Origin of the sequence: Halpernia frigidisoli, assembly GCF_900113805.1 — a bacterium.
Taxonomy (GTDB): domain Bacteria; phylum Bacteroidota; class Bacteroidia; order Flavobacteriales; family Weeksellaceae; genus Halpernia; species Halpernia frigidisoli.
Window position 1 is genome coordinate 513,448 of sequence record NZ_FOQT01000002.1, and the last position, 19,765, is coordinate 533,212.

The 19,765-nt window shown below is 32.5% G+C and carries 19 protein-coding genes; 15 read left to right on the top strand and 4 right to left on the bottom strand.

Annotation, left to right across the window (positions count from 1 at the left end):
* Positions 1–192: 192 nt before the first annotated feature.
* The 6 genes from lnt to BM238_RS07515 all read left to right on the top strand — a co-directional run bounded on the left by lnt (position 193) and on the right by BM238_RS07515 (position 5,722).
* The gene (gene lnt, locus BM238_RS07495; RefSeq protein ID WP_090079571.1) at positions 193–1,821 is read left to right on the top strand and encodes an apolipoprotein N-acyltransferase; all 1,629 of its coding nucleotides are present in this window, start codon (positions 193–195) and stop codon (positions 1,819–1,821) included.
* A gap of 296 nt (positions 1,822–2,117) precedes the next feature.
* Positions 2,118–2,303: a hypothetical protein gene (locus tag BM238_RS14525; RefSeq protein WP_233741936.1), complete on the top strand. Its 186-nt coding sequence runs from the start codon at positions 2,118–2,120 to the stop codon at positions 2,301–2,303.
* Entirely contained in the window at positions 2,300–2,512 is a 213-nt protein-coding gene (locus BM238_RS14530; RefSeq protein WP_233741937.1) for a hypothetical protein, read from the top strand. The genes BM238_RS14525 and BM238_RS14530 overlap by 4 nt, the downstream gene beginning before the upstream one ends.
* Before the next feature lie 192 nt (positions 2,513–2,704).
* Entirely contained in the window at positions 2,705–3,607 is a 903-nt protein-coding gene (locus tag BM238_RS07505; RefSeq protein WP_090079572.1) for a histone deacetylase family protein, read from the top strand.
* A 58-nt stretch (positions 3,608–3,665) separates the two neighbouring features.
* Positions 3,666–4,217, top strand: a complete 552-nt coding sequence (locus tag BM238_RS07510) for a hypothetical protein (protein WP_143093365.1) — start codon at positions 3,666–3,668, stop codon at positions 4,215–4,217.
* 47 nt (positions 4,218–4,264) lie between these two features.
* Positions 4,265–5,722 carry an FAD-dependent monooxygenase gene (locus BM238_RS07515; protein ID WP_090079574.1) on the top strand — a complete coding sequence of 486 codons (1,458 nt, stop codon included), beginning with the start codon at positions 4,265–4,267 and terminating at the stop codon, positions 5,720–5,722.
* A gap of 6 nt (positions 5,723–5,728) precedes the next feature.
* Here BM238_RS07515 and BM238_RS07520 read toward each other — a convergent pair whose 3' ends face one another.
* The 3 genes from BM238_RS07520 to BM238_RS07530 form a co-directional block, all read right to left on the bottom strand.
* Complete coding sequence (locus BM238_RS07520; protein ID WP_090079575.1) at positions 5,729–8,323, bottom strand: KAP family P-loop NTPase fold protein; 2,595 nt, start codon at positions 8,321–8,323, stop codon at positions 5,729–5,731.
* A 195-nt stretch (positions 8,324–8,518) separates the two neighbouring features.
* Positions 8,519–8,965 (bottom strand): KTSC domain-containing protein, encoded by a 447-nt coding sequence (locus tag BM238_RS07525; RefSeq protein ID WP_090079576.1) that lies wholly within the window; start codon positions 8,963–8,965, stop codon positions 8,519–8,521.
* 333 nt (positions 8,966–9,298) lie between these two features.
* On the bottom strand, positions 9,299–10,027 hold the full coding sequence (locus BM238_RS07530) for a sterol desaturase family protein (RefSeq protein WP_090079577.1): 729 nt from the start codon (positions 10,025–10,027) through the stop codon (positions 9,299–9,301).
* A gap of 471 nt (positions 10,028–10,498) precedes the next feature.
* Here BM238_RS07530 and rpmB point away from each other — a divergent pair, with 471 nt between their 5' ends.
* From rpmB to BM238_RS07560, 5 genes are all read left to right on the top strand, one after another.
* Positions 10,499–10,741, top strand: coding sequence for a 50S ribosomal protein L28 (gene rpmB / locus BM238_RS07540; RefSeq protein ID WP_090079579.1), 243 nt, complete (start codon positions 10,499–10,501; stop codon positions 10,739–10,741).
* A gap of 6 nt (positions 10,742–10,747) precedes the next feature.
* Positions 10,748–10,930 (top strand): 50S ribosomal protein L33, encoded by a 183-nt coding sequence (rpmG, locus tag BM238_RS07545; RefSeq protein WP_090079580.1) that lies wholly within the window; start codon positions 10,748–10,750, stop codon positions 10,928–10,930.
* Positions 10,931–10,949: 19 nt separating this feature from the next.
* A complete protein-coding gene (locus tag BM238_RS07550) occupies positions 10,950–11,105 on the top strand; it encodes a DUF4295 family protein (protein ID WP_090079581.1) in 156 nt (51 codons plus the stop codon).
* A gap of 242 nt (positions 11,106–11,347) precedes the next feature.
* Positions 11,348–12,304, top strand: a complete 957-nt coding sequence (ftsY, locus tag BM238_RS07555; protein WP_090079582.1) for a signal recognition particle-docking protein FtsY — start codon at positions 11,348–11,350, stop codon at positions 12,302–12,304.
* 107 nt (positions 12,305–12,411) lie between these two features.
* Entirely contained in the window at positions 12,412–12,672 is a 261-nt protein-coding gene (locus tag BM238_RS07560; protein WP_090079583.1) for a GlsB/YeaQ/YmgE family stress response membrane protein, read from the top strand.
* A 278-nt stretch (positions 12,673–12,950) separates the two neighbouring features.
* Here the strand turns inward: BM238_RS07560 and sppA are convergent, their stop codons facing one another.
* On the bottom strand, positions 12,951–14,705 hold the full coding sequence (gene sppA / locus BM238_RS07565; RefSeq protein ID WP_090079584.1) for a signal peptide peptidase SppA: 1,755 nt from the start codon (positions 14,703–14,705) through the stop codon (positions 12,951–12,953).
* A gap of 23 nt (positions 14,706–14,728) precedes the next feature.
* Between sppA and folK the strand changes: the two genes are divergently transcribed.
* The 4 genes from folK (at position 14,729) to BM238_RS07585 (ending at position 19,755) form a co-directional block, all read left to right on the top strand.
* On the top strand, positions 14,729–15,151 hold the full coding sequence (gene folK, locus BM238_RS07570; protein ID WP_090079585.1) for a 2-amino-4-hydroxy-6-hydroxymethyldihydropteridine diphosphokinase: 423 nt from the start codon (positions 14,729–14,731) through the stop codon (positions 15,149–15,151).
* Positions 15,152–15,163: 12 nt separating this feature from the next.
* Positions 15,164–16,243 carry a flagellar motor protein MotB gene (locus BM238_RS07575; RefSeq protein ID WP_090079586.1) on the top strand — a complete coding sequence of 360 codons (1,080 nt, stop codon included), beginning with the start codon at positions 15,164–15,166 and terminating at the stop codon, positions 16,241–16,243.
* 85 nt (positions 16,244–16,328) lie between these two features.
* Positions 16,329–17,777: an OmpA family protein gene (locus BM238_RS07580; protein ID WP_090079587.1), complete on the top strand. Its 1,449-nt coding sequence runs from the start codon at positions 16,329–16,331 to the stop codon at positions 17,775–17,777.
* Positions 17,778–17,856: 79 nt separating this feature from the next.
* The gene (locus BM238_RS07585) at positions 17,857–19,755 is read left to right on the top strand and encodes a RecQ family ATP-dependent DNA helicase (protein WP_090079588.1); all 1,899 of its coding nucleotides are present in this window, start codon (positions 17,857–17,859) and stop codon (positions 19,753–19,755) included.
* The last annotated feature ends 10 nt before the right edge of the window (positions 19,756–19,765 follow it).

The following is a 19,765-nucleotide window of genomic DNA, read 5'->3' on the forward strand; positions in this document are numbered from 1 at the left end:
TCGCACAGATTTTCACAGATAAACAACTTGTAATATAGTAAATTTAAAACACTGAAAAAGTAAATCTGTGCTAATCTGTGAAATCTGTGAGCCAAGAAATTGAAATCACAGCTTCAGAATTTGATAAATCTAATCAAAAAATCAAAGCGTAAAATTTTGTAATTTTACGCTTTAATTTTTCTATGAAATAACATGAAATATATTGTTCTCAGTCTAATTTCTGCCGTGCTTTTAAGCCTTTCCTGGCCCACTTACGGCATTCCGTTTTTTATATTTTTCGCCTTCGTTCCATTGTTGATAATGGAACACGAAATTTCAAAATTCAGCAAAATAAAAAGAAAACCTTTGGTCGTTTTTGGCTTGAGTTACTTGGCTTTTATGATCTGGAATATCGTAACGACTGGCTGGCTCTACAACGCCTTAAATCCTGACGGAAGCCATTCTTTGATGGCCGCTATTTTCCCGGTTCTATTTAATTCCGCGTTAATGTCAATCACTTTCTTAATTTACCACAAATACAAAAATGCCGCAGGAACTTATTTCGGCCTGGTTTTTTTCGTAGTAATTTGGATGGCAATGGAAAAACTCACCCTTGAATGGGAATTTTCCTGGCCCTGGTTAAATTTAGGAAATGCTTTCGCAGATTATCCGAAAGTCATTCAATGGTACGACACAATTGGCGCAACCGGCGGTTCATTCTGGATTCTTTTAATTAATGTTTTCGCCTTTTATACTTTAAGAATTTGGGAAGCCGGACGAAAACCAAAAGATTTATTTAAAAACTTAGCGATTTTAGGTGCAATCATTTTTATACCGATTATAATTTCTTTTATAAAATATGAAAATTTTAATGAAAAACCAATCGGGAAAGCCAACGTCGTTTTGCTTCAACCCGATCTTGATCCTTACAATGAAAAATACACTGTTGACAGTATTCAGATTTTAAAAGATCTTCTCAAAATTGCAGAAGTTAAACCAGGCGCTAAAGTGGATTATTTTATTGCACCTGAAACGGCACTTCCCGGTTACGGTTCCATTTCTGAGAACGGTTTTCAGCAAAGTTTACTATTAAATAATGTCAAAGATTTTATTAAAAATACACCAAATTCTATTTTCGTAACCGGCATTTCTTCCCATAAAGTTTACCCAAACGAAGAATCGAAATCTGAAACTGCCTATCTTACGCCGCAGGGATTTTATGTGGACAGTTTTAACTCTGCCATTCAAATAATGCCCGATAAAAATGTGGAAGTTTACCACAAAGCGAAACTAGTTCCCGGCGTAGAAATGTTTCCCTACATCAACTATTTAAAACCAATTTTGGGCAACGCCATGATCGATCTTGGCGGCACAACTGCTTCTCTCGGAATGGACAAAACGCGGAAAGTTTTTACCAATCCATTCAACAAAGGAAAATTGGCGCCAATCGTTTGCTATGAAAGTATATACGGCGATTATGTTACAGAATATGTGAGAAATGGAGCTAATTTTCTTGCAATAATGTCCAACGATTCCTGGTGGGCAAATTCTCTGGGCCACAAGCAGTTAATGGCTTATGCCAGACTTCGCGCAGTAGAAAATCACCGTGAAATTGCACGCGCAGCAAACAGCGGAATTTCCGCGCACATTAATGCGCGTGGCGATGTTTTAGAAGACACTTTTTACGGCGACATCACCGCGCTTCCCGCAACAGTTCAATTGTATAATAACCTTACTTTTTACAGCAGAACGGGCGATCTAGCATCCAGAATATGCATTTTTGCCCTCGGGTTTTTGGTTATTTATTACTACGGAGAAAAATGGTTGGCACGTAAAAAGTAAGAACGTGCTTCTAGCGCGTTCAGATTTAGAAGCAACAAATTTTCGCTTTTTCCGAAGATTGTTCCCGCTTTCCATTACAATCTTTTTTACGGTCGCTTCGCTCGCGTAAAAAAAGGATTTCCATTTCAATCGGGGCTATTTTTCAAAAGTTTTTTTTCTTTCGAAACGTTATTGTAAGGAATTAAACTATTGCAATTTAAGTAAGTGTGTTTGTCATTCCGCAGGAATAAAAACAGTTGAGATTCCTACGGAATGACAAAATTATTTAAAAAAATCTATCAAAAAAATTTATATAATTGGAAATTAAAAACAGCAATTTAGAAGATCTTCCAGAAATTTTCAGGCTTTATAATGTAGCGACAGATTATCAAAAAAAACATTTCCCCGGAAATGTCTGGCCAGAATTTGATTCTGATCTTATTACTCAAGAAATTAAGGAAAACAGACAACAAATCCAAAATTTAGAGGACAAAATTTCGTGAAAAGAATCACAGAATGGTCTAAAGAATTTGCCAAAGAACAAAACAAAAAGTTCGTAAGAATGGACACTTGCGGCAAAAATATGGTTTTGATCAACCATTATAAAAATTGCGGCTTTAATTTTTTAGGAATGCACAAATTGAAAGATTCATCCAAACTTCAAGCGCATTATCAAAATGCAGATGTTTGTTTTTTTGAAATTGAACTTTAGTAGTTTTTGTTAATTAGCGCTTTATATTAGAACATAACATCAACAGAGTTTTGTCATTCCGTAGGAATCTCAACCGTTTAGATTCCTATGGAAATCGAAGATTCGACGTAATCAATTACAAAATACTGTAAATTACTATCATAGAAAATCAGCCAAATCAGCCAAATCAGCGAGAAAAAAATAAAAAATCAAATGCTTCCAATCGCCTTTCATCCAATTTACAAACATCCTTTGCCCGAAGGTCATAAATTCCCCATGCTGAAATATGATCTTTTACCTCAACAATTAATCTTGCAGGGAATCACAGAAGAAAGCGATTTTTTTGCACCGGAAATTGTCGATTTAAAATACGTTTTAGCAATACATGAAAAAAATTACGTCGATTCTTTGTTGAATTTAACTTTAGATGCAAAAGCACAACGGAAAATTGGATTTCCATTGTCTGCAGAATTAGTTGAACGCGAATTAAGAATCACAAAAGGTACCATTTCAGGTTGTGAAAAATCGCTTCAAACCGGCATTTCTTTCAATATCGCGGGCGGAACACACCATGCTTTTTCAGATCGTGGCGAAGCATTTTGCATGTTAAATGATCAGGCAATTTCCGCGCAATATTTATTAGATAAAAATTTAGCCAAAAAAATGTTAATTATTGATCTCGACGTTCATCAGGGAAATGGAACGGCAGAAATTTTTCAAAAAAATTCAAAAGTTTTTACTTTTTCTGTTCACGGAAGAACCAATTATCCTTTTAGAAAAGAAGAATCTGATCTTGATATTGCGTTGGAAGATAAAACTTCGGACGACGACTATTTAAAAATAATCAATGAATTTGTCCCAAAATTAATTAACCAGGAAAAACCGGATTTTATCTTTTATTTAAGCGGCGTTGATATTTTAGCGACAGACAAATTGGGAAAATTAGGTTGTACAATCGAAGGTTGTAAGAAGCGAGATGAAATTGTTTTCTCAAACTGCAACAAATTTGAAATTCCTGTGCAAGTTAGTATGGGTGGCGGTTATTCACCGGAAATAAAAACTATTATTGATGCTCATGCGAATACTTATCGGGTGGCAGCAGATTTTTATTTTTAAATACATAATTTCTTTTCTTATATTTCGGTGTAATAATAAACAGAATTATAATCATAAAATGAAGAAATTTTTTAAAATCTTTGTAATTATTATCGCTATTATTATAATTGTGATTACTTCTTTGTATTTCATTTTATTTACAAAAATTGAATTTCAAGAAAAAATTGCCAGTTCCAAAGAAATAAAAAATCTTGACAATAAAATTTTTTGGGATCTCGGTTATTATAAACCTGAAAAAATAAGTACTGACTTTTCTTTAGGGAAAAAGAAAAATGATACTGTTTGTCACGATTTTAGCGTCTCGCAAAATAAAAATCACAGTCAAATCGGATATTTTAGACTTAGTCAATCTAACGGATTTGGTGGAAATGTTATCCAAATCTATAAATTAGGAAATAGATTTAGAATTGAAATGGAAGATGTTTCAGATAATGTGATTGAGAACACATCAAAAAAAGGCTACAAAATTCTTTCTCAAAAACTTATTTTAGATAAAAAGAATTATAATATTAAGGATAGTATTTTTGGGGAAATAAAAATTAAGTTTCGTAATAATGAAGACAACTCTATAAATTACGGAAGTGGATTTTTCAGAACGACAGTTAACTAAAATTTTGCAAAAGAAATCTTAACAGGTTCAAAATTATAATCGATTTAATGACCAAAAAAAAAACTTCTTTCACAGTCTGCCCGGAATGTAAAGGTCTCGGCAAAAAAAAGGGCAGAATAAAAAACAGATTTCGGCTGCGTTATGAGGCAGAATTAGAAAAATTTAGAAAAAATAACAACGAAGGAATTGAACCAATTCGTCCGCAAGCGCACTCACATTCTTGCGAGAATTGTTTTGGTTCAGGAATAATTCCCTCTGAAAATTTCCCAATTCGCGATGACAGTTTTCCGCACGTTGCGATTATCGGAGCAGGAATTGGTGGCATTGCTTTAGCAATCGGCTGTTTGCATCGTGGTATTCCATTTACCATTTATGAAAAAGACCAAAGTTTTAATGAGCGTTCGCAAGGCTACGGATTGACCTTACAACAAGCCAGAAAAACGTTGGAAAATTTCGGGATTTTCAATTTAGAAAATGGCATTATTTCCAATCACCACGTGGTTCATGCGCCAGATGGAAAAATCGTGGGACAATGGGGAATGAGAAAATGGCTGGGAAAAGTTGACAAATTTACGACTCAAAATAATATTCAAAAAAGCAATATTCACATTGCCCGACAAAATCTTCGCCTTCAATTACTGGAACAATTGGACGGCGACGATCAAATAAAGTGGAACCATCAATTTGTCGGTTACGATAAAAATGCTGAGGGAAAATTTCACCTTCATTTTTTAGAAAATAATGTTCCTAAATTTTATCCCGCAGATCTGCTAATTGGTGCAGACGGCATCCGAAGTGCTGTGCGAAATACGATCATTCCTGAAGAAAAATCACCTTTGAGATATTTAGATTGCATGGTGATTTTAGGGATTTGTGACCTGTCTAAACTTCAACATTTAGAAAATCCTTTACTCGATTCTGCCACGGTTTTTCAAACAGCAAACGGAAAGGAAAGAATTTACATGATGCCTTTCGACCAAAATTCAATCATGTGGCAACTCAGTTTTCCAATTGAAGAATCCGCAGCAAAAAAACTGAGTGCCGAGGGAAAATCTTCCCTTAAAAATGAAGCTATCCGCAGAACACAATGGCACTCGCCTATTCCTGAAATTTTGATGGCAACAGATGAAAATAAAATTACCGGCTATCCAGTTTATGATCGGGAGTTGCTGACTTCTGAAATGCTAAAAAATGCAGGTTCAGTCACCTTACTCGGCGATGCAGCGCACCCGATGAGTCCGTTTAAAGGACAGGGCGCAAACCAGGCCTTGCTCGACGCTTTGTCTTTGGCGCGCGAAATTTATAAAAATTGCCAACCTTTATCTCACTGGCGCGAAACAGAACTAAGGAAAAATGTTTTAAAAGATTTTGAAACAGAAATGCTGGAACGCACCGCCACAAAAGTAAAAGATTCTGCCGCCGCCGCACAATTTCTGCATTCTGATATTGCACTTTTTGAGGGAAATGAACCGAGGGGAAGGGTTTTGAAAAGGAAGGATCTGTGAAAAATCTTACAACGTTGTAAAATTAAAGTTTATAAAATTTTTAAAATCATCTCGTTCGCATTTTCGGAAGAAAGATTTGAATTCTTCTAAGAATGGATTTCTAATTTGATCTAAATCTTCCAAAAATAATTTGAAATTATCTACATTGTCAAAAACAGTATCGATAAAACTTCTTCGTATGTGCAAACTGTTTTCGTTTCTATTGTTAGTCTCAATAAATAGTCGCAGAAAAGAATTAATATTATTATCCTTTCTACCAATAAAAATTAGTTTTTCTTTCACATCGTCATCTAAATATATTTTTTCCTCAAGTCGTTTTATGTTACTTCCTGCTTCGTGTTCAATATATTCTATTGTTTTAGCACCATGATAGTAATTCCAAAATTCATCAGATTTTATACCGTGATCATCTAAAAATTTAAAAAAATAATTTTTCAATATTATGTGAACTTCTTCTCGACTCAAAATTTTGTTCTCGAACTCTAAAACATTTTTATATGGACCTTTTTCATATAGAGATATTAAAAAATCAAGATTAAAGAGATTATTGCTACTTTCTAATTCATCTAAAAAAACATCTTTTATTTGACTATTGTTTAATTCAAGAATTTGTTTTGTAGAATCATTTGGGAAAGAAAATAAATTTAATAATTGCTTTGTGCTGATATTTATTTTACCGCTGAAATTTGTAGATGGTGTTTTACTTATTTGAAAAATAATGTATATGAAATTTATAAATTGTTCATAATTAACAAAATTTTGAAAATTTTCCAATCTTTCAATTAAATCCTCTTCTTTTCCCTCCTCAACATACTTACTTATCAATAAGAACATTTCTTCTTTATCATTAGAATTAATGAGTTGATTCCATTCAATTTCTGATAGATTTTCTCGAGAAATAATTTGCGCAAAATATCTTTCAAATTTTCTTGCTCTATTAACAGTCAAATAATTTTCTTTCTTTTCTCTAAAATTCGTAAAACCTATTCCTGAATTGTCCTTTAAAGAAAAAAGTTTTCTGAAAAGTTCTACTACTTTCCCTTTGTCTTCTCGTAACAGTGAACCTTTACGAATCAAATCAGTTAAATAAAAGTTAAAAAAAGTTTTAGAAAAATCATTAATTTCATTTGTACGATTCTCATGACTTGTGATCTTCGGTTTAATATAAAGTATTCCATTATTTTCATAAAAAAGATCATCTTTCTTATTGAAAATTAACTTATAAACATTAGGGTATTTTAAGTGTAAAATTTCTACAATTAATAAATCTTCAAAATCAACATCTTCCAATAATCCATCGAAATTTATATAAATAGAATCTGCAAGTTTCTTGATATCACGAATATTGGTAATCCAATAGCCAAAAGAATTCTTTTGATCTAAACCATCAAGAAAAAGATCCATTTTATCGAATGAACTAATTGCCTTTGTTATTTGCTCTCTATAGTTTTCACCAATTAAATTTAAAACTTTTTTTATAAAAATATTTGAAAGAATATTTTTATCATAATAAGGTAAAGACAATTCAATGTTAATTATTTTATTCAAATAATTGTTTGAAGGAAAAGAATTTACTTTCACTATTGCATTATTAATATAATCTCGATCATATGCTATTACAAAAAAAGTATTTCTAAAATTTGCTGTGTTTCTAATTAATTTTAACAACTGAAATACTTCTTCATTATCCAATCTATCAACATCATCAATAAAAATAATTAATTTTTTATTCAGTATTGTGAGACTGTTATTTATTTTATCAAAAATGGTTTCTAAAGATTTATGATCATCCAAAAAGGGAACAAAACTTTTTATAAATTTAGAAAGAGATTTGTCTTCATCAATTAATTTACTTGCATACTCTGTTATTTGTTTAGATAAAATATCATTCGAGAGATTTTCAGTTATAGATTTAAAAAAATCACCAACAAGAATTTTATTATCGAAACTTAACCATGGATTGAAATCAATTAAAACATAATCATCAGAGTTTTCTGAAACATTTAGTTTATTTTTTAAAATATTCAATGATGAAGTTTTTCCGTCTCCCCATTGAGAATTAATACCTATAGAATAAGCAGTTGAAAAACAATTTTCTCTTATAATTGTATTAATCTTTTCTACGAACTTATCTATTCCATCCCCAAGTTCATTATCTTCAATATTTTTTAAAGCAGAATCACCATAAAGTTTAGAAATTGGAAAAGTTTTAGACGGCGAAAGTATCTTTAAGTATTTTCCAAGGTCTAAGGCAAATATCAAATATATTACGTCTAAATATTTGATTTTACTTTCGTATGGAAGGAACTCAATTACATCACCACAATATCTATGATATGAGTAATAAAATACAATCAGTAAAAGAAAATATGTGTTTTTTTTATCTGGAATTGATTTGGAACATTTTTTAACTGTTATGGAAGTTATCAGAAAACAGATTATGATGAAAATGAAAATAAAATATACGTTTGATTCAAATTGAGAAGAGTATTCGTTAATATATTTAGTAAAAAGAAATATAAAAATTGGGTTACAGAAAAAAACAAGAAATATTCCTAATAAAAAATATAAAATCTTTCCACTAACTTTTTCAAATTTCATATAAAAGTGCTTTTTAACAAATTTACTAATATTTATATAGCCAGGACTTTTTCTAAAGTAAATTCTGCATTTTTTGAGTTACAATTATTAAAGTTTTATCATATCTAGATCTAATAATTCTAAAAGTTTTTTAGAGCAAATAAAAAAGCACAATCTCTCTCGAAATTGTGCTTTTTAAATTTTATATAAAAAAAATTAATCTTCCATCGCTTCGCCGTTTTTTCTGTAAATGAATTTACCGTAAATGTGTCTTCTGGCAAATCGGCTCGGCGAATCTGAATTGACCATTTTGATGTACGTATTTCTTGGAACACCGATGTATTCAAACTTTTTACCGTTCGTATGCTGAACTTTTAAAATTGATTTCTCAATATGAAAATCCTGGATCATAGATTTTGAAATGGTTTCCGTGTATTCTTCTTTGTATTTTTCCTGCGTTTCCGGGTTGATGCTTACCAAAAAATGATACGCCTCGATCACGGTTTTACTTTTTTCCTCGGCTTCCAGTTTCCCGGCTTCGTCATTTACAAATTTATCAGGATGCGCATCCTTCATGGTGTTTCTGTAAATTGTTTTTAAGTCTTTTAATGTTGCCGTTTTATCTACGCCAAGTGTTTTTCTGTGTTCGCCAATTCTTTTCATAATATGAGAGGTCTATTTTCGGGGTGCAAAATTAGGGTTTTATTTTTTAATGCAATATTCGAAAATGGCTGATTTTCATGAAATTAATCACGATATATTAAAATTAAATAATGTTGAAATTTTTAACGCAAAGAGCGGAAAGATTTTGTTTCAATTGATCAAAAATTAAGACTGAAAAGGAGTTTGCATTTCTTTATCAAAAATTTTCTTTCCCCGACCCTAAAGGGCGAAAAATTTTAAACAATTTGTGAGCATAGAAGATTTTTACTTAGCAACGTTTTGGTTTTTTGGAGAAGATTGCAAAAGTGATAAAAATTTAAAATACTAAATTCTTTATTCCATTTTGCGGCTTTCGGTTTTCATTATTTTGTCCCAAAAGGTGAAATATAAACCATAATTGGTGAGAAATTCTTTGTGGTGAAAATGATGGTGCGTGGCATCGATCCATAATTTGCCGAAAGCACTTTTGCGAAAAGATTCTGGGTAAACTTCGATGTCTAAATGGTTAATTACACTGCTAAACGTCATAAATACAAGATAAAAAAGCAAGACATAAATATTAACAGGTAAAACTATTAAGATGATCGGCACAATTAAGGCTTCTAAAATACTTTCCCAGGGATGAAATGAAAAGGCCGTCCAAGGTGTGGAACTCAAACTGTTGTGGTGAACTTTATGGATTATTTTATAAATTTTTGGAAAATGCATAAAACGGTGAAGCCAATAATAATAGGTTTCGTGAATGATCAAAACTAAGAAAAGACTGATTGGCAAATACCATATCCCGAATTTTAATGGATCAATATAAATCGCTGTGAAGTTTTCTAAATAAAGCCAATATGTAACAGCGCCAAAAAATGCAAAGATAGCTGATGAAATTATAGACCAGAAAATTTCTTTTTTGATCTGAGCGGTTTTTGGTGGTCTTTTGCTTAAAATTTTGTCTGTTGATTCACTACTTTTTATTTTGTGGTAATAGGCATAAAATGAACCTGCGGCTGCGAAATAACGCAAAAGCAGAATGCCGAAAAAGATTAAAATATAAGTGAGAAAATCGGTCATTTTGTGGTGATGAATTTAGGTCAAAGTTAGGGAAACTATCTTGGGTAATTATAGAGTTATCTGATTAATAAAAGGTTAATTGTATTTACATTATCTATTTTGATTTGGTTTTAATTTATTGCAAATTTTAATTTTTGAACGCAGAGTGCACAGAGATTTATATTTCATGATGACAATTTGAGGTTCGCAGAGGCGTTTCACTTTGCTGAGTTTTTGAAAAAAATGTTGAAAATCTTTTGAAAACAAAAAAAGAAATGAACTTCTAGCCCCGATTGAAGCGGCATCCTTTTTTGGCGCGAGCGAAGCGAGCGCCAAAAAAGATAGAGCGGAAAGCGGGACGGGTCTTCGGAAAAAGCGAAAATTTTCTTGCTTCAAATTCTTAAAAAATTAGTTTGAATAAATTTGTAAGAGTGAAAAAATAGTCGTTATTTTGCAAACTCAAATACTTAATCGTAAAAAGAACATCGAGTTATGTCTAGAATATGCCAAATTACAGGTAAGCGTGCAATGGTTGGAAACAATGTTTCTCACGCTAAAAACAGAACGAAACGTCGTTTTGAAATTAATCTACTGGAAAAGAAATTTTTTCTTCCTGAGGAAAACAGAAGTGTAACTCTAAAAGTGACAGCTCACGGATTAAGAATTATTAACAAAATCGGTATCGAAGAAGCTGTGCAAAGAGCGACTAGAAACGGTTTCATTAAAAAAGCATAAGAAATAATGGCAAAAAAAGGTAACCGAGTACAGGTAATTCTAGAGTGCACAGAGCACAGAGAAAGTGGTATAGCAGGTATGTCCCGATACATCACGACTAAAAATAAAAAGAATACGACTGAGAGATTGGAATTAAGAAAATTTAATCCGGTTTTGAAGAAATATACTGTTCACAAAGAAATTAAGTAATTTTATAAAATAACTTACCATGGCAAAAAAAGTAGTAGCAACCCTTCAAGGTGGTGCAGGAACTAAAAAAATGACTAAAGTAATAAAAATGGAAAAATCAGATAAATCTGGTGCTTACGTTTTTAATGAAAAAGTAATGAACGCAGAAGAAGTTGATGAATATTTGAAAAAATAATTATCTAGTCTAACTAAATATAAAACTATCCAAAATTTTTGGATAGTTTTTTTTTATATTTGTTTTTGCCTAAAGTTAGGATTTAGTTTAATTTTCATCAAAAATACTTCCCCACCGTAAAGGGTGTATTTTTGTTAAAATTTCGTGATAAATTCTTCTTCCTTTAGGTTTGGGGCAACAGAAAATTGTTTTAATAATTAAATAAAAACCAGATCATTTAAATAAAATCTGGATTAAAAACTATGAGTTGGTTTAAAAAAATATTTAAAAAAGAAGAGAAAGAAACTTTAGATAAAGGTCTTGAGAAATCCAGTCAGGGGTTTTTTGAGAATATTTCTCAGGCGGTTGTAGGGAAAAGTGTGGTGGATGAAGAGGTTTTGGATGATCTGGAAGATGTGTTGATCGCATCTGACGTTGGTGCCGAAACGACCATTAAAATCATTAAAAAAATAGAAGCGCGCGTTGCAAAAGATAAATACACGAATGTTTCCCAATTAAATGAAATTTTAAAAGAAGAAATCTCTAATCTTCTGCTTGATAATCCACACGCACAAACGGGAAATATCGATGAAAGTAAAAAACCTTACGTAATAATGGTTGTCGGTGTAAATGGCGTGGGGAAAACTACGACGATTGGGAAACTGGCACATCAATTTAAATCTGACGGCAAAAATGTAGTTCTTGGCGCAGCTGATACTTTTCGAGCAGCGGCGGTTGATCAATTGGTGATCTGGAGCGAAAGAGTTGGCGTGCCTATCGTGAAACAAAATATGGGATCCGATCCGGCGTCTGTTGCTTTTGACACGGTGCAAAGTGCAGTCGCGCAAAATGCAGATGTTGTGATCATCGACACTGCCGGAAGATTACATAATAAGGTCAATTTGATGAATGAATTGACCAAAATAAAACGTGTAATGCAAAAAGTTTTGCCGGATGCGCCACATGAAGTTCTTTTAGTTTTAGATGGTTCTACCGGGCAAAATGCTTTTGAACAGGCAAAACAATTTACGGCTGCTACGGAAGTTACTGCACTGGCAATCACAAAATTAGATGGAACAGCGAAAGGAGGCGTGGTAATTGGGATTTCTGATCAGTTTAAAATTCCGGTGAAATATATAGGCGTTGGTGAAAAAATGACTGATTTACAATTGTTCAATGGCACAGAGTTTGTGGATTCTTTTTTCAGGAAGCGGAATTAGAAATTATTTTTAAAATAAATTTGTGGAAATTATTTTTTTTAAAAATTATTTTTTAACTTCACTTTTATTAACAAACAAAAATTATTAACAATTAAATTTTTAAAACTATGGGAATTTTAGCTTGGCTTCTTTTTGGCCTTATCGTTGGTGCAATTGCAAAATTTATTATGCCTGGTGCACAAGGTGGTGGATGGATCATCACAATTATTTTAGGCATCATTGGTGCATTAGTAGGTGGCTGGATAGGCACTTTGCTAGGTATCGGTTCTGATGCATCAAGTTTCACTTTTGGTGGAATTGCGATGGCAGTACTCGGAGCAATTGTCGTCTTGTTCATTTATGGCGCTTTAACGAAAGGTAGAGCTTAATTAAATTAAGACAAAATAATAATCCCGGTTTGAAATATCAAATCGGGATTTTTTTGTGCTTAAATTATAAATTAAAATTTTACATTAAATCGTTTTTACCCTAATTCCTTCTTTATATTTAGGATTGTAGAACGGCTCAAACATTTGATAAATTCTATTTTACTATTTGCAATGTTATTCAAAGTATATTTCATATTTGTAACTCTCTTTTAAATCATCAAAAATAAAAATCCCGGTCTGAGATATCAAACCGGGAATTATTTTACTTAAATTCTTCGTTAAAATTTTACATTAAACATTGTTTTCATCATTATTCCTTCTTTATATTTAGGATTGAAGATCTGCTCAAATGTTTGATAATTGTCTTTACCAATCTCATTCTCAATAATTTTAGTAGAAATTTCATCTTCATTCATGCCTTTAAATAGCTGCTCAAATTTGTTCATCTTTTTCGGATAAGAACTGATGTCATAAGATTTAACTTTTGCTAAACCTGCAGCGTATAAAATAGCGTCGTCCAAAGTGCCCAATTCATCAACCAAACCAATTTCTTTTGCTCTTGTTCCGCTCCACACTCTTCCACCGCCAAGTGCGTCTATCTGTTCGAAAGATTTTTTTCTGTTTTGGGTTACGAAATAGACAAATCGCTTGTAAGTTCCCTCTACATTTCTCGTCATGATGCTTACCGTTCCGGGAGTTAATCCGTTGATTGGAGAAACCATCAACGAGTTCGCATTAGTAGAAACAACGTCGGACCGAATTCCATTTTTATTGGCAATATCTTTAAAATAAGGAATTATGCCAAAAACGCCTATTGAACCAGTAATTGAATTTGGTTCACAATAGATTTTATTGGCTGCCATTGCAATGTAATATCCGCCCGAAGCTGCATAATCACCAAAAGAAACAACTAAAGGTTTTTTATTTTTAAGTTGCTGAAGTTCAAATAAAATTTCGTCTGCTGCATTTGCACTTCCACCAGGTGAGTTTACACGAAGAACGACTGCTTTCACATCCTTATCATCCGCTAATTTTTTAATCTGTTTTTTAAAATTTTCAGCGTAAATTCCATCATAACCTTTTCCACCATAAATTTCACCGGAAGCATACAATACCGCGATCTGATTATCTTTATCAGAATCATCCTGTTTATTAGATTCTACATAGTTTGCGAATGAAATTTTATTCAATTTTTCATCTTTCTTAATATTAAGCTTTGCTTTTAAAATAGCTTCGTATTGAGATTCCTGAATAAGCTGATCTACTAGTTTATTTTTTAGACTTAAATCCGGCATCAAAGAATAAAGACTGTCAACAGTTGTTTTAAAACTTTCTGGTGATATATTTCTGGATTTTGCAATTTCTGATGAAGTTCTTCCCCAAATATCATTTAATAAAGTGGAAAGCTGCTCTTTATTTTCAGGAGAAATTTCGTTTTTTAAAAATGGTTCTACCGCTGCTTTGAATTTACCGTGGCGAATAACTTCTGCGTTGATACCATATTTATCCATAAAATCTTTAAAAAAGACAACTTCCGCTGCCATTCCTTTTAATTCTACGCCACCTGCTGGATTTAAATAATATTTGTCCGCTACCGATCCTAAATAATAGGCCGGTTGACTCACCGTATTTCCGTAAGCGTAAACAAATTTTCCTGATTTTTTAAATTCCAGTAATGCATTGCGAACATCTTCCAGTTGCGTTATTCCTGCATTAATATTGTCGGTCTCAATACTTATCCCTTTAATTTTATCATCATTTTTTGCTTTTTTTACAGATTGAATGATATTATATAAGGTGACATTGTTTTGATCATCATTAAAATTAAAAATATTCTCCTTTCCTTCTGCAGGACTATCTATTATTTTTGTTTTAAAGTCTAAAGTTAATATCGAATTGCTTTTTACGGTAACCTCTTTTTTACCATTTATAGCTGAAGCTGCGATAAAGAGAAAGAAAAAAACAACAATTCCTGTCAGCATTAATGCTATTGCGACTATATTTGCCAGGACTAACTTAAAAAAATTCTTCATAATTTTATATCAATTTGGAATATATGTCGCAACATTCGGTGGTTTTGTTACTCGGAAGTAATCTTGGTAATGCAAAATTAAATATTGATCAGGCTTTGTTTTTTCTGCAGGAAGAAATTGGCGAAATAAAACAGAAATCAGAACATTTATCATCTTCCGCCGTAGAATTTGAAAGTTGCAATATTTTTTGTAACATTGCACTTAGAATATTTACCGATTTATCGCCTTTTAAGCTACTTCAAAAGCTTAAACAGTATGAAAAAAAAATGGGAAGGCAGATTGATTCTGCAGATTTGGGCAAATATTCTGACAGAATCATTGATATTGACATCGTGTTATTTGATAATTTAACTTTTAAGAGTAAAAAATTAACGATACCACACGATAAAAATCTTAATGAGCGTGATTTTTCTAAAAAACTGATCGCGCAATTAGTAGACAACTAAAAACACTCAAATATGAAAGTAAAATTATTTTTAGCGGCTATCATGCCGATGGCGTTTTTTGCGCAACAGTCAAAAATTGACACACTAAGTTCTGGTGCTACTACATTTTCTTCCGGTAGTGCAAATATTCAAAAATTTGACAACAGTTCCCGACTATTCAATGACTGGTCCATCTCAGTAGGTGGTGGCGGTTCATTTATGCATTCCGCGGATCTGACTTCATTTTATGGAAAAAAAATAAATTATGGCTATAATGGCTATATCAGTTTAGATAAACAAATTTCTCACACTTTTGGAATGAGTTTACTCTACCAAAAAGGGAGAACTAATCAAAAAGGACAATTGCCTGGCGCAGCTGGCGTTAAAGCAGGAGTTGCAGAAGCATATACAAAATTCGATCAGATCTCTGTAATTGGTGATATTAATTTCTCCAATATTATGAGACGTGTTGATAACCATTCTAATTACAGATGGGCTCTTCACGGTTACCTTGGTGCTGGTTTTATGGGTTATAATACGCAGCTTATTGATAATGATACTTCAAGATTTAGTACAGTGCCAAGAAGAATCCCAATCATGGTTGAACAAAAACTTGGTATACAGTCATTCTTCTATGAATTTGGTACGGGCGTGAAATTTAAAGTAAGTAGATTAATTGATCTTGAAGCCAGAGCAATGTACATTTTCTCCGGAGATGATGAATTTGATGGTGGTGGATTTACTCAATTTGATGCTTACAACAAAATTAATACGGCCAGAGCTGATAATATGTTCACCGTTAATTTAGGGTTGACGTTTAAATTAGGAAAGCATCCTTCTCATCTGACTTGGCATGATCCATTACAAAATGCTTACGATAGAATGAATATTTTGGAAAACAGGTCTGAAGATCTTTTAGTATGTAAAAAAGGTGATCAGGATAATGATGGTGTTTGTGATGATTGGGATAGAGAATTAGATACTCCTGCAGGTGCAAGGGTTGATGGATCAGGTAAAGCACTTGATATGGATCTTGACGGTGTTATTGATTTAAATGACAAATGCGTAACAGTTCCGGGATCTGTAGAAAATAATGGTTGTCCAGTAAAATAAAAATTGGCACACCTTTTGTTAAGAAGTAAAAAAATTAACATAATTTTCGTTAAAACAAAAAATAATAAATATAAAATAAACAATTATGAAACTAAATTTAGCTAGCGTAGCTCTAGCATTGGTTTTACCAACTGCAATTTTCGCGCAAGACTCGATGGCAGTAGCAACAGAAATGGCTCCAACGACCTTTTCTTCAGGTTCATCCAACGTATCTCCATTCACACAGGATTCTAAAAGATTCAATGACTGGGCAATTTCATTTGGTGGTGGTGTTCCATTAATGCAATCAGCAGATTTAACATCTATCAAAAATGGTAACGGTAAAAACCTTTTCGGTTATTCAGCATATATCAGTATTGATAAAGCTATTACCCACGCTTTTGGTTTAAATCTTCAGTATGACAGAGGAGAAACAAGACAAGGTTTTTACAATACTAAAGATGCAATCCCAACAACTGGTAACCCTTACCAACAAATTGGTGCAAGAACTCAGTATGATGCGATATCACTTTTAGGAGATCTTAACTTTTCTAACTTATTAAGAAGAGTTGATAACAAATCAAACTTCAGATGGGCTCTACACGGTTATGCAGGTATTGGTACATTAGCTTACAGAGCTTACCAAAAAACTCCAGCAGGACAGGTTTTAATGACAGAAATTAAACCTTTTCAATTTAATTCACTTTTTGGACAAGCTGGTGCAGGTCTAAAATATAAAGTAAGCAGAAGAATTGATCTTGAAACTAGATTAATGTATGTTGTAACTACTGACGATCAGTTTGATGGTGGAGGTGCTCCAACAAGTGCTGTTAATCAAAGAGAAGAAGGAACTTCTGATAATTTCTTCAACGCAACAGTTGGTTTATCTTTAAAATTAGGAAAACACGAATCTCACTTAATGTGGCATGATCCATTGCAGGAAATTTATTACAAATTAGATGTATTAGCTGCTAAAAATCAGGATATCGAAGTTTGTAAAAAAGGTGATGCTGATAATGATGGCGTTTGTGACGATTGGGACAGACAATTAGATACACCAGCCGGAGCAAGAGTTGACGGTGCAGGTGTAGCTTTAGATACAGATTTAGATGGTGTAATTGACCTTTATGATAAATGTGTTGTAGTTCCAGGTCCAGTAGAAAATCAAGGTTGTCCTGTTGCAGGAACTGGCGTTGTTACTGATCCACAAAGAGCTTTAGAAGGAATCGAATTTGATTTAAATTCTGACAGAGTTTTATCTTCAAATACTCCAATTCTTAATAGTGCTGCCAGTTACATTAATTCTTCTAATACATCTTACAGTGTAATAGGTGGAACTGATACAAGAGCATCTGATTCTTACAATCAAAATCTTTCTGAAAGAAGAGCAAATAACGTAAAATCTTACTTGGTGAAAAACGGAGCTGATGCTGCTAAATTAGACGCAATCGGTAGAGGTGAAAAAGACCTTAAATATCCAGAATGTGATCCAGCTACTAAATGTCCTGAATGGAAAAACAGAGCAAATAGAAGAGTTTACTTCGAAGCAAAATAATTTTAAATAATTATTTTTATATAAAAAGCCACGTATTGCGTGGCTTTTTTGATTTCTAAATTTTCTTTACTTTTACCTAATGATTTCCAATACTAATTTTCAAGACCTGAAAATGAAAACGCTTCTCCATTTTTGGGGCTTTTCCGCATTTAGAGAAAATCAGGAGGAAATTATTGACTCTGTAATTTCAGGCAATGACAATCTTATACTTTTGCCCACAGGTGGAGGTAAATCATTGTGCTACCAATTACCCGCTTTACTTCTAGAAGGAACCTGTCTGGTCATCTCTCCATTACTTTCACTAATGAAAGATCAGGTTTCGCAGCTAAAAAACAGAGGAATAGAAGCAGAATATATTTCCTCCGAATTAGATGATATTGAAGCGGAGATTATCTACAACAACTGCAGAGATGAAGTTACCAAACTCCTCTATGTTTCTCCGGAAAGATTAATGGATCCAATATTTTTGAATCATTTAAATGATATTAAACTATCATTTATTGCCGTTGATGAAGCGCACTGTATTTCAGAATGGGGTCAGGATTTTAGACCAAGTTATCAGAATATATCAAAATTTAGAAGCAATTTTTCTCAGCTTTCGTGTATAGCTTTAACGGCAACTGCGACGCCCAAGGTTTTAAATGAAATTGAAAAAAAATTAGAACTAAAAAAAGTACAATTATTTCAAAAGAGTTTTAGAAGGAAAAATATTAAAATTTTTGTTGACGAAATTTCAAATAAATACGAACGAATTTTAAATTTATTAAATTTCGCCAATTCCTCCGGTATTATTTACGCAAGAACCCGCAAAGAAACAGAAGATCTATGTGCATTTTTAAAAAAGCAAAATAAGAGTGTAGATTTCTATCATGCTGGTTTATCGGCACAGGACAAAAATAGGATACAGGAATTCTGGCTTAAAAGCGCAAATCACGTGATTATAGCAACAAATGCCTTCGGGATGGGTATTGATAAAGATAATGTTCGTTTTGTGATTCATCTGTCACCATCTGCTTCCATTGAAAACTATTATCAGGAAATTGGGAGAGCCGGAAGAGATGGGATTTTGAGTTACGCTTTTTTACTTTGGAATAAATCCGAGATCAGCTCTATAAATGACATTTTATATAATGCGATACCAGGTAAACAAGAATTTTTAAAAATTAATTCTTTTTTATATTCTACATTTCAAATTGCAGAGCACGATCTTCCTGAAGAAATATTTGAACTAAAAATTCAAAATATTCAAAATTTCACAAAACTTTCCGCGGCAAAAATTAAAAATGTTTTAAATTTTCTCCACACTCAGGAAATTATTTTTTACCAAAATAAAAAATCAAAAAGTACGCTGGAACTAAAGATTTCTTCCGACGAGATCGATCAGCTTCCATCGAAAGATTCGTATTTTATTGAACTTTTACTTCGTAATATTTCAGGATTTTCTTCATACAAAGTCTCTTTTAACGAAGATTATTTAAGTGAAAAACTTCAAATTAATAAAAATATCATCAAGGAGCGTTTAAAAGATCTGGTAAGAAAAAATTATCTCAATTATCAGGATGGAGATTCTGCTTCTATAAAGTTTTTAAAACACAGAAACGAACGCCTAACAGAAAATTCATACTGGCAATTATTCGAACAGATCCAAAAAAATAAGCTGCAAAAATGGGAAGAAATGAAATTTTTCATGGAAGACCAAACTTATTGTAAAATGAAACTGATACTCTCCTATTTTGGCGAGAAGAACGTTCAAGATTGTGGCATATGCAATATTTGCGAGCATAATAAAATGTTCCTAAATCCTAAAACATTACCAGATCTAATTATAGAATTGCTTGCAAAAAATAAATTTTCGCTGGAGCAGATCTGTGTACAATTGCCTGAATTTAACAAAGAAAAAATACTTGAAAATGTAATATTACTTTTAGATCTGGATAAAATAAAAATGGCAGATTTTAAAACCTATACTTTAAATTAAGTTTAAAACA

Bases quoted from the DNA above. Each gene is read 5' to 3' on its own strand.
- lnt (WP_090079571.1), top strand. From the start codon at position 193: ATGAAATATATTGTTCTCAGTCTAATTTCTGCCGTGCTTTTAAGCCTT.
- BM238_RS07505 (WP_090079572.1), top strand. From the start codon at position 2,705: ATGCTTCCAATCGCCTTTCATCCAATTTACAAACATCCTTTGCCCGAA.
- BM238_RS07510 (WP_143093365.1), top strand. From the start codon at position 3,666: ATGAAGAAATTTTTTAAAATCTTTGTAATTATTATCGCTATTATTATA.
- BM238_RS07515 (WP_090079574.1), top strand. From the start codon at position 4,265: ATGACCAAAAAAAAAACTTCTTTCACAGTCTGCCCGGAATGTAAAGGT.
- BM238_RS07520 (WP_090079575.1), bottom strand. From the start codon at position 8,323: ATGAAATTTGAAAAAGTTAGTGGAAAGATTTTATATTTTTTATTAGGA.
- BM238_RS07525 (WP_090079576.1), bottom strand. From the start codon at position 8,965: ATGAAAAGAATTGGCGAACACAGAAAAACACTTGGCGTAGATAAAACG.
- BM238_RS07530 (WP_090079577.1), bottom strand. From the start codon at position 10,027: ATGACCGATTTTCTCACTTATATTTTAATCTTTTTCGGCATTCTGCTT.
- rpmB (WP_090079579.1), top strand. From the start codon at position 10,499: ATGTCTAGAATATGCCAAATTACAGGTAAGCGTGCAATGGTTGGAAAC.
- rpmG (WP_090079580.1), top strand. From the start codon at position 10,748: ATGGCAAAAAAAGGTAACCGAGTACAGGTAATTCTAGAGTGCACAGAG.
- BM238_RS07550 (WP_090079581.1), top strand. From the start codon at position 10,950: ATGGCAAAAAAAGTAGTAGCAACCCTTCAAGGTGGTGCAGGAACTAAA.
- ftsY (WP_090079582.1), top strand. From the start codon at position 11,348: ATGAGTTGGTTTAAAAAAATATTTAAAAAAGAAGAGAAAGAAACTTTA.
- BM238_RS07560 (WP_090079583.1), top strand. From the start codon at position 12,412: ATGGGAATTTTAGCTTGGCTTCTTTTTGGCCTTATCGTTGGTGCAATT.
- sppA (WP_090079584.1), bottom strand. From the start codon at position 14,705: ATGAAGAATTTTTTTAAGTTAGTCCTGGCAAATATAGTCGCAATAGCA.
- folK (WP_090079585.1), top strand. From the start codon at position 14,729: ATGTCGCAACATTCGGTGGTTTTGTTACTCGGAAGTAATCTTGGTAAT.
- BM238_RS07575 (WP_090079586.1), top strand. From the start codon at position 15,164: ATGAAAGTAAAATTATTTTTAGCGGCTATCATGCCGATGGCGTTTTTT.
- BM238_RS07580 (WP_090079587.1), top strand. From the start codon at position 16,329: ATGAAACTAAATTTAGCTAGCGTAGCTCTAGCATTGGTTTTACCAACT.
- BM238_RS07585 (WP_090079588.1), top strand. From the start codon at position 17,857: ATGATTTCCAATACTAATTTTCAAGACCTGAAAATGAAAACGCTTCTC.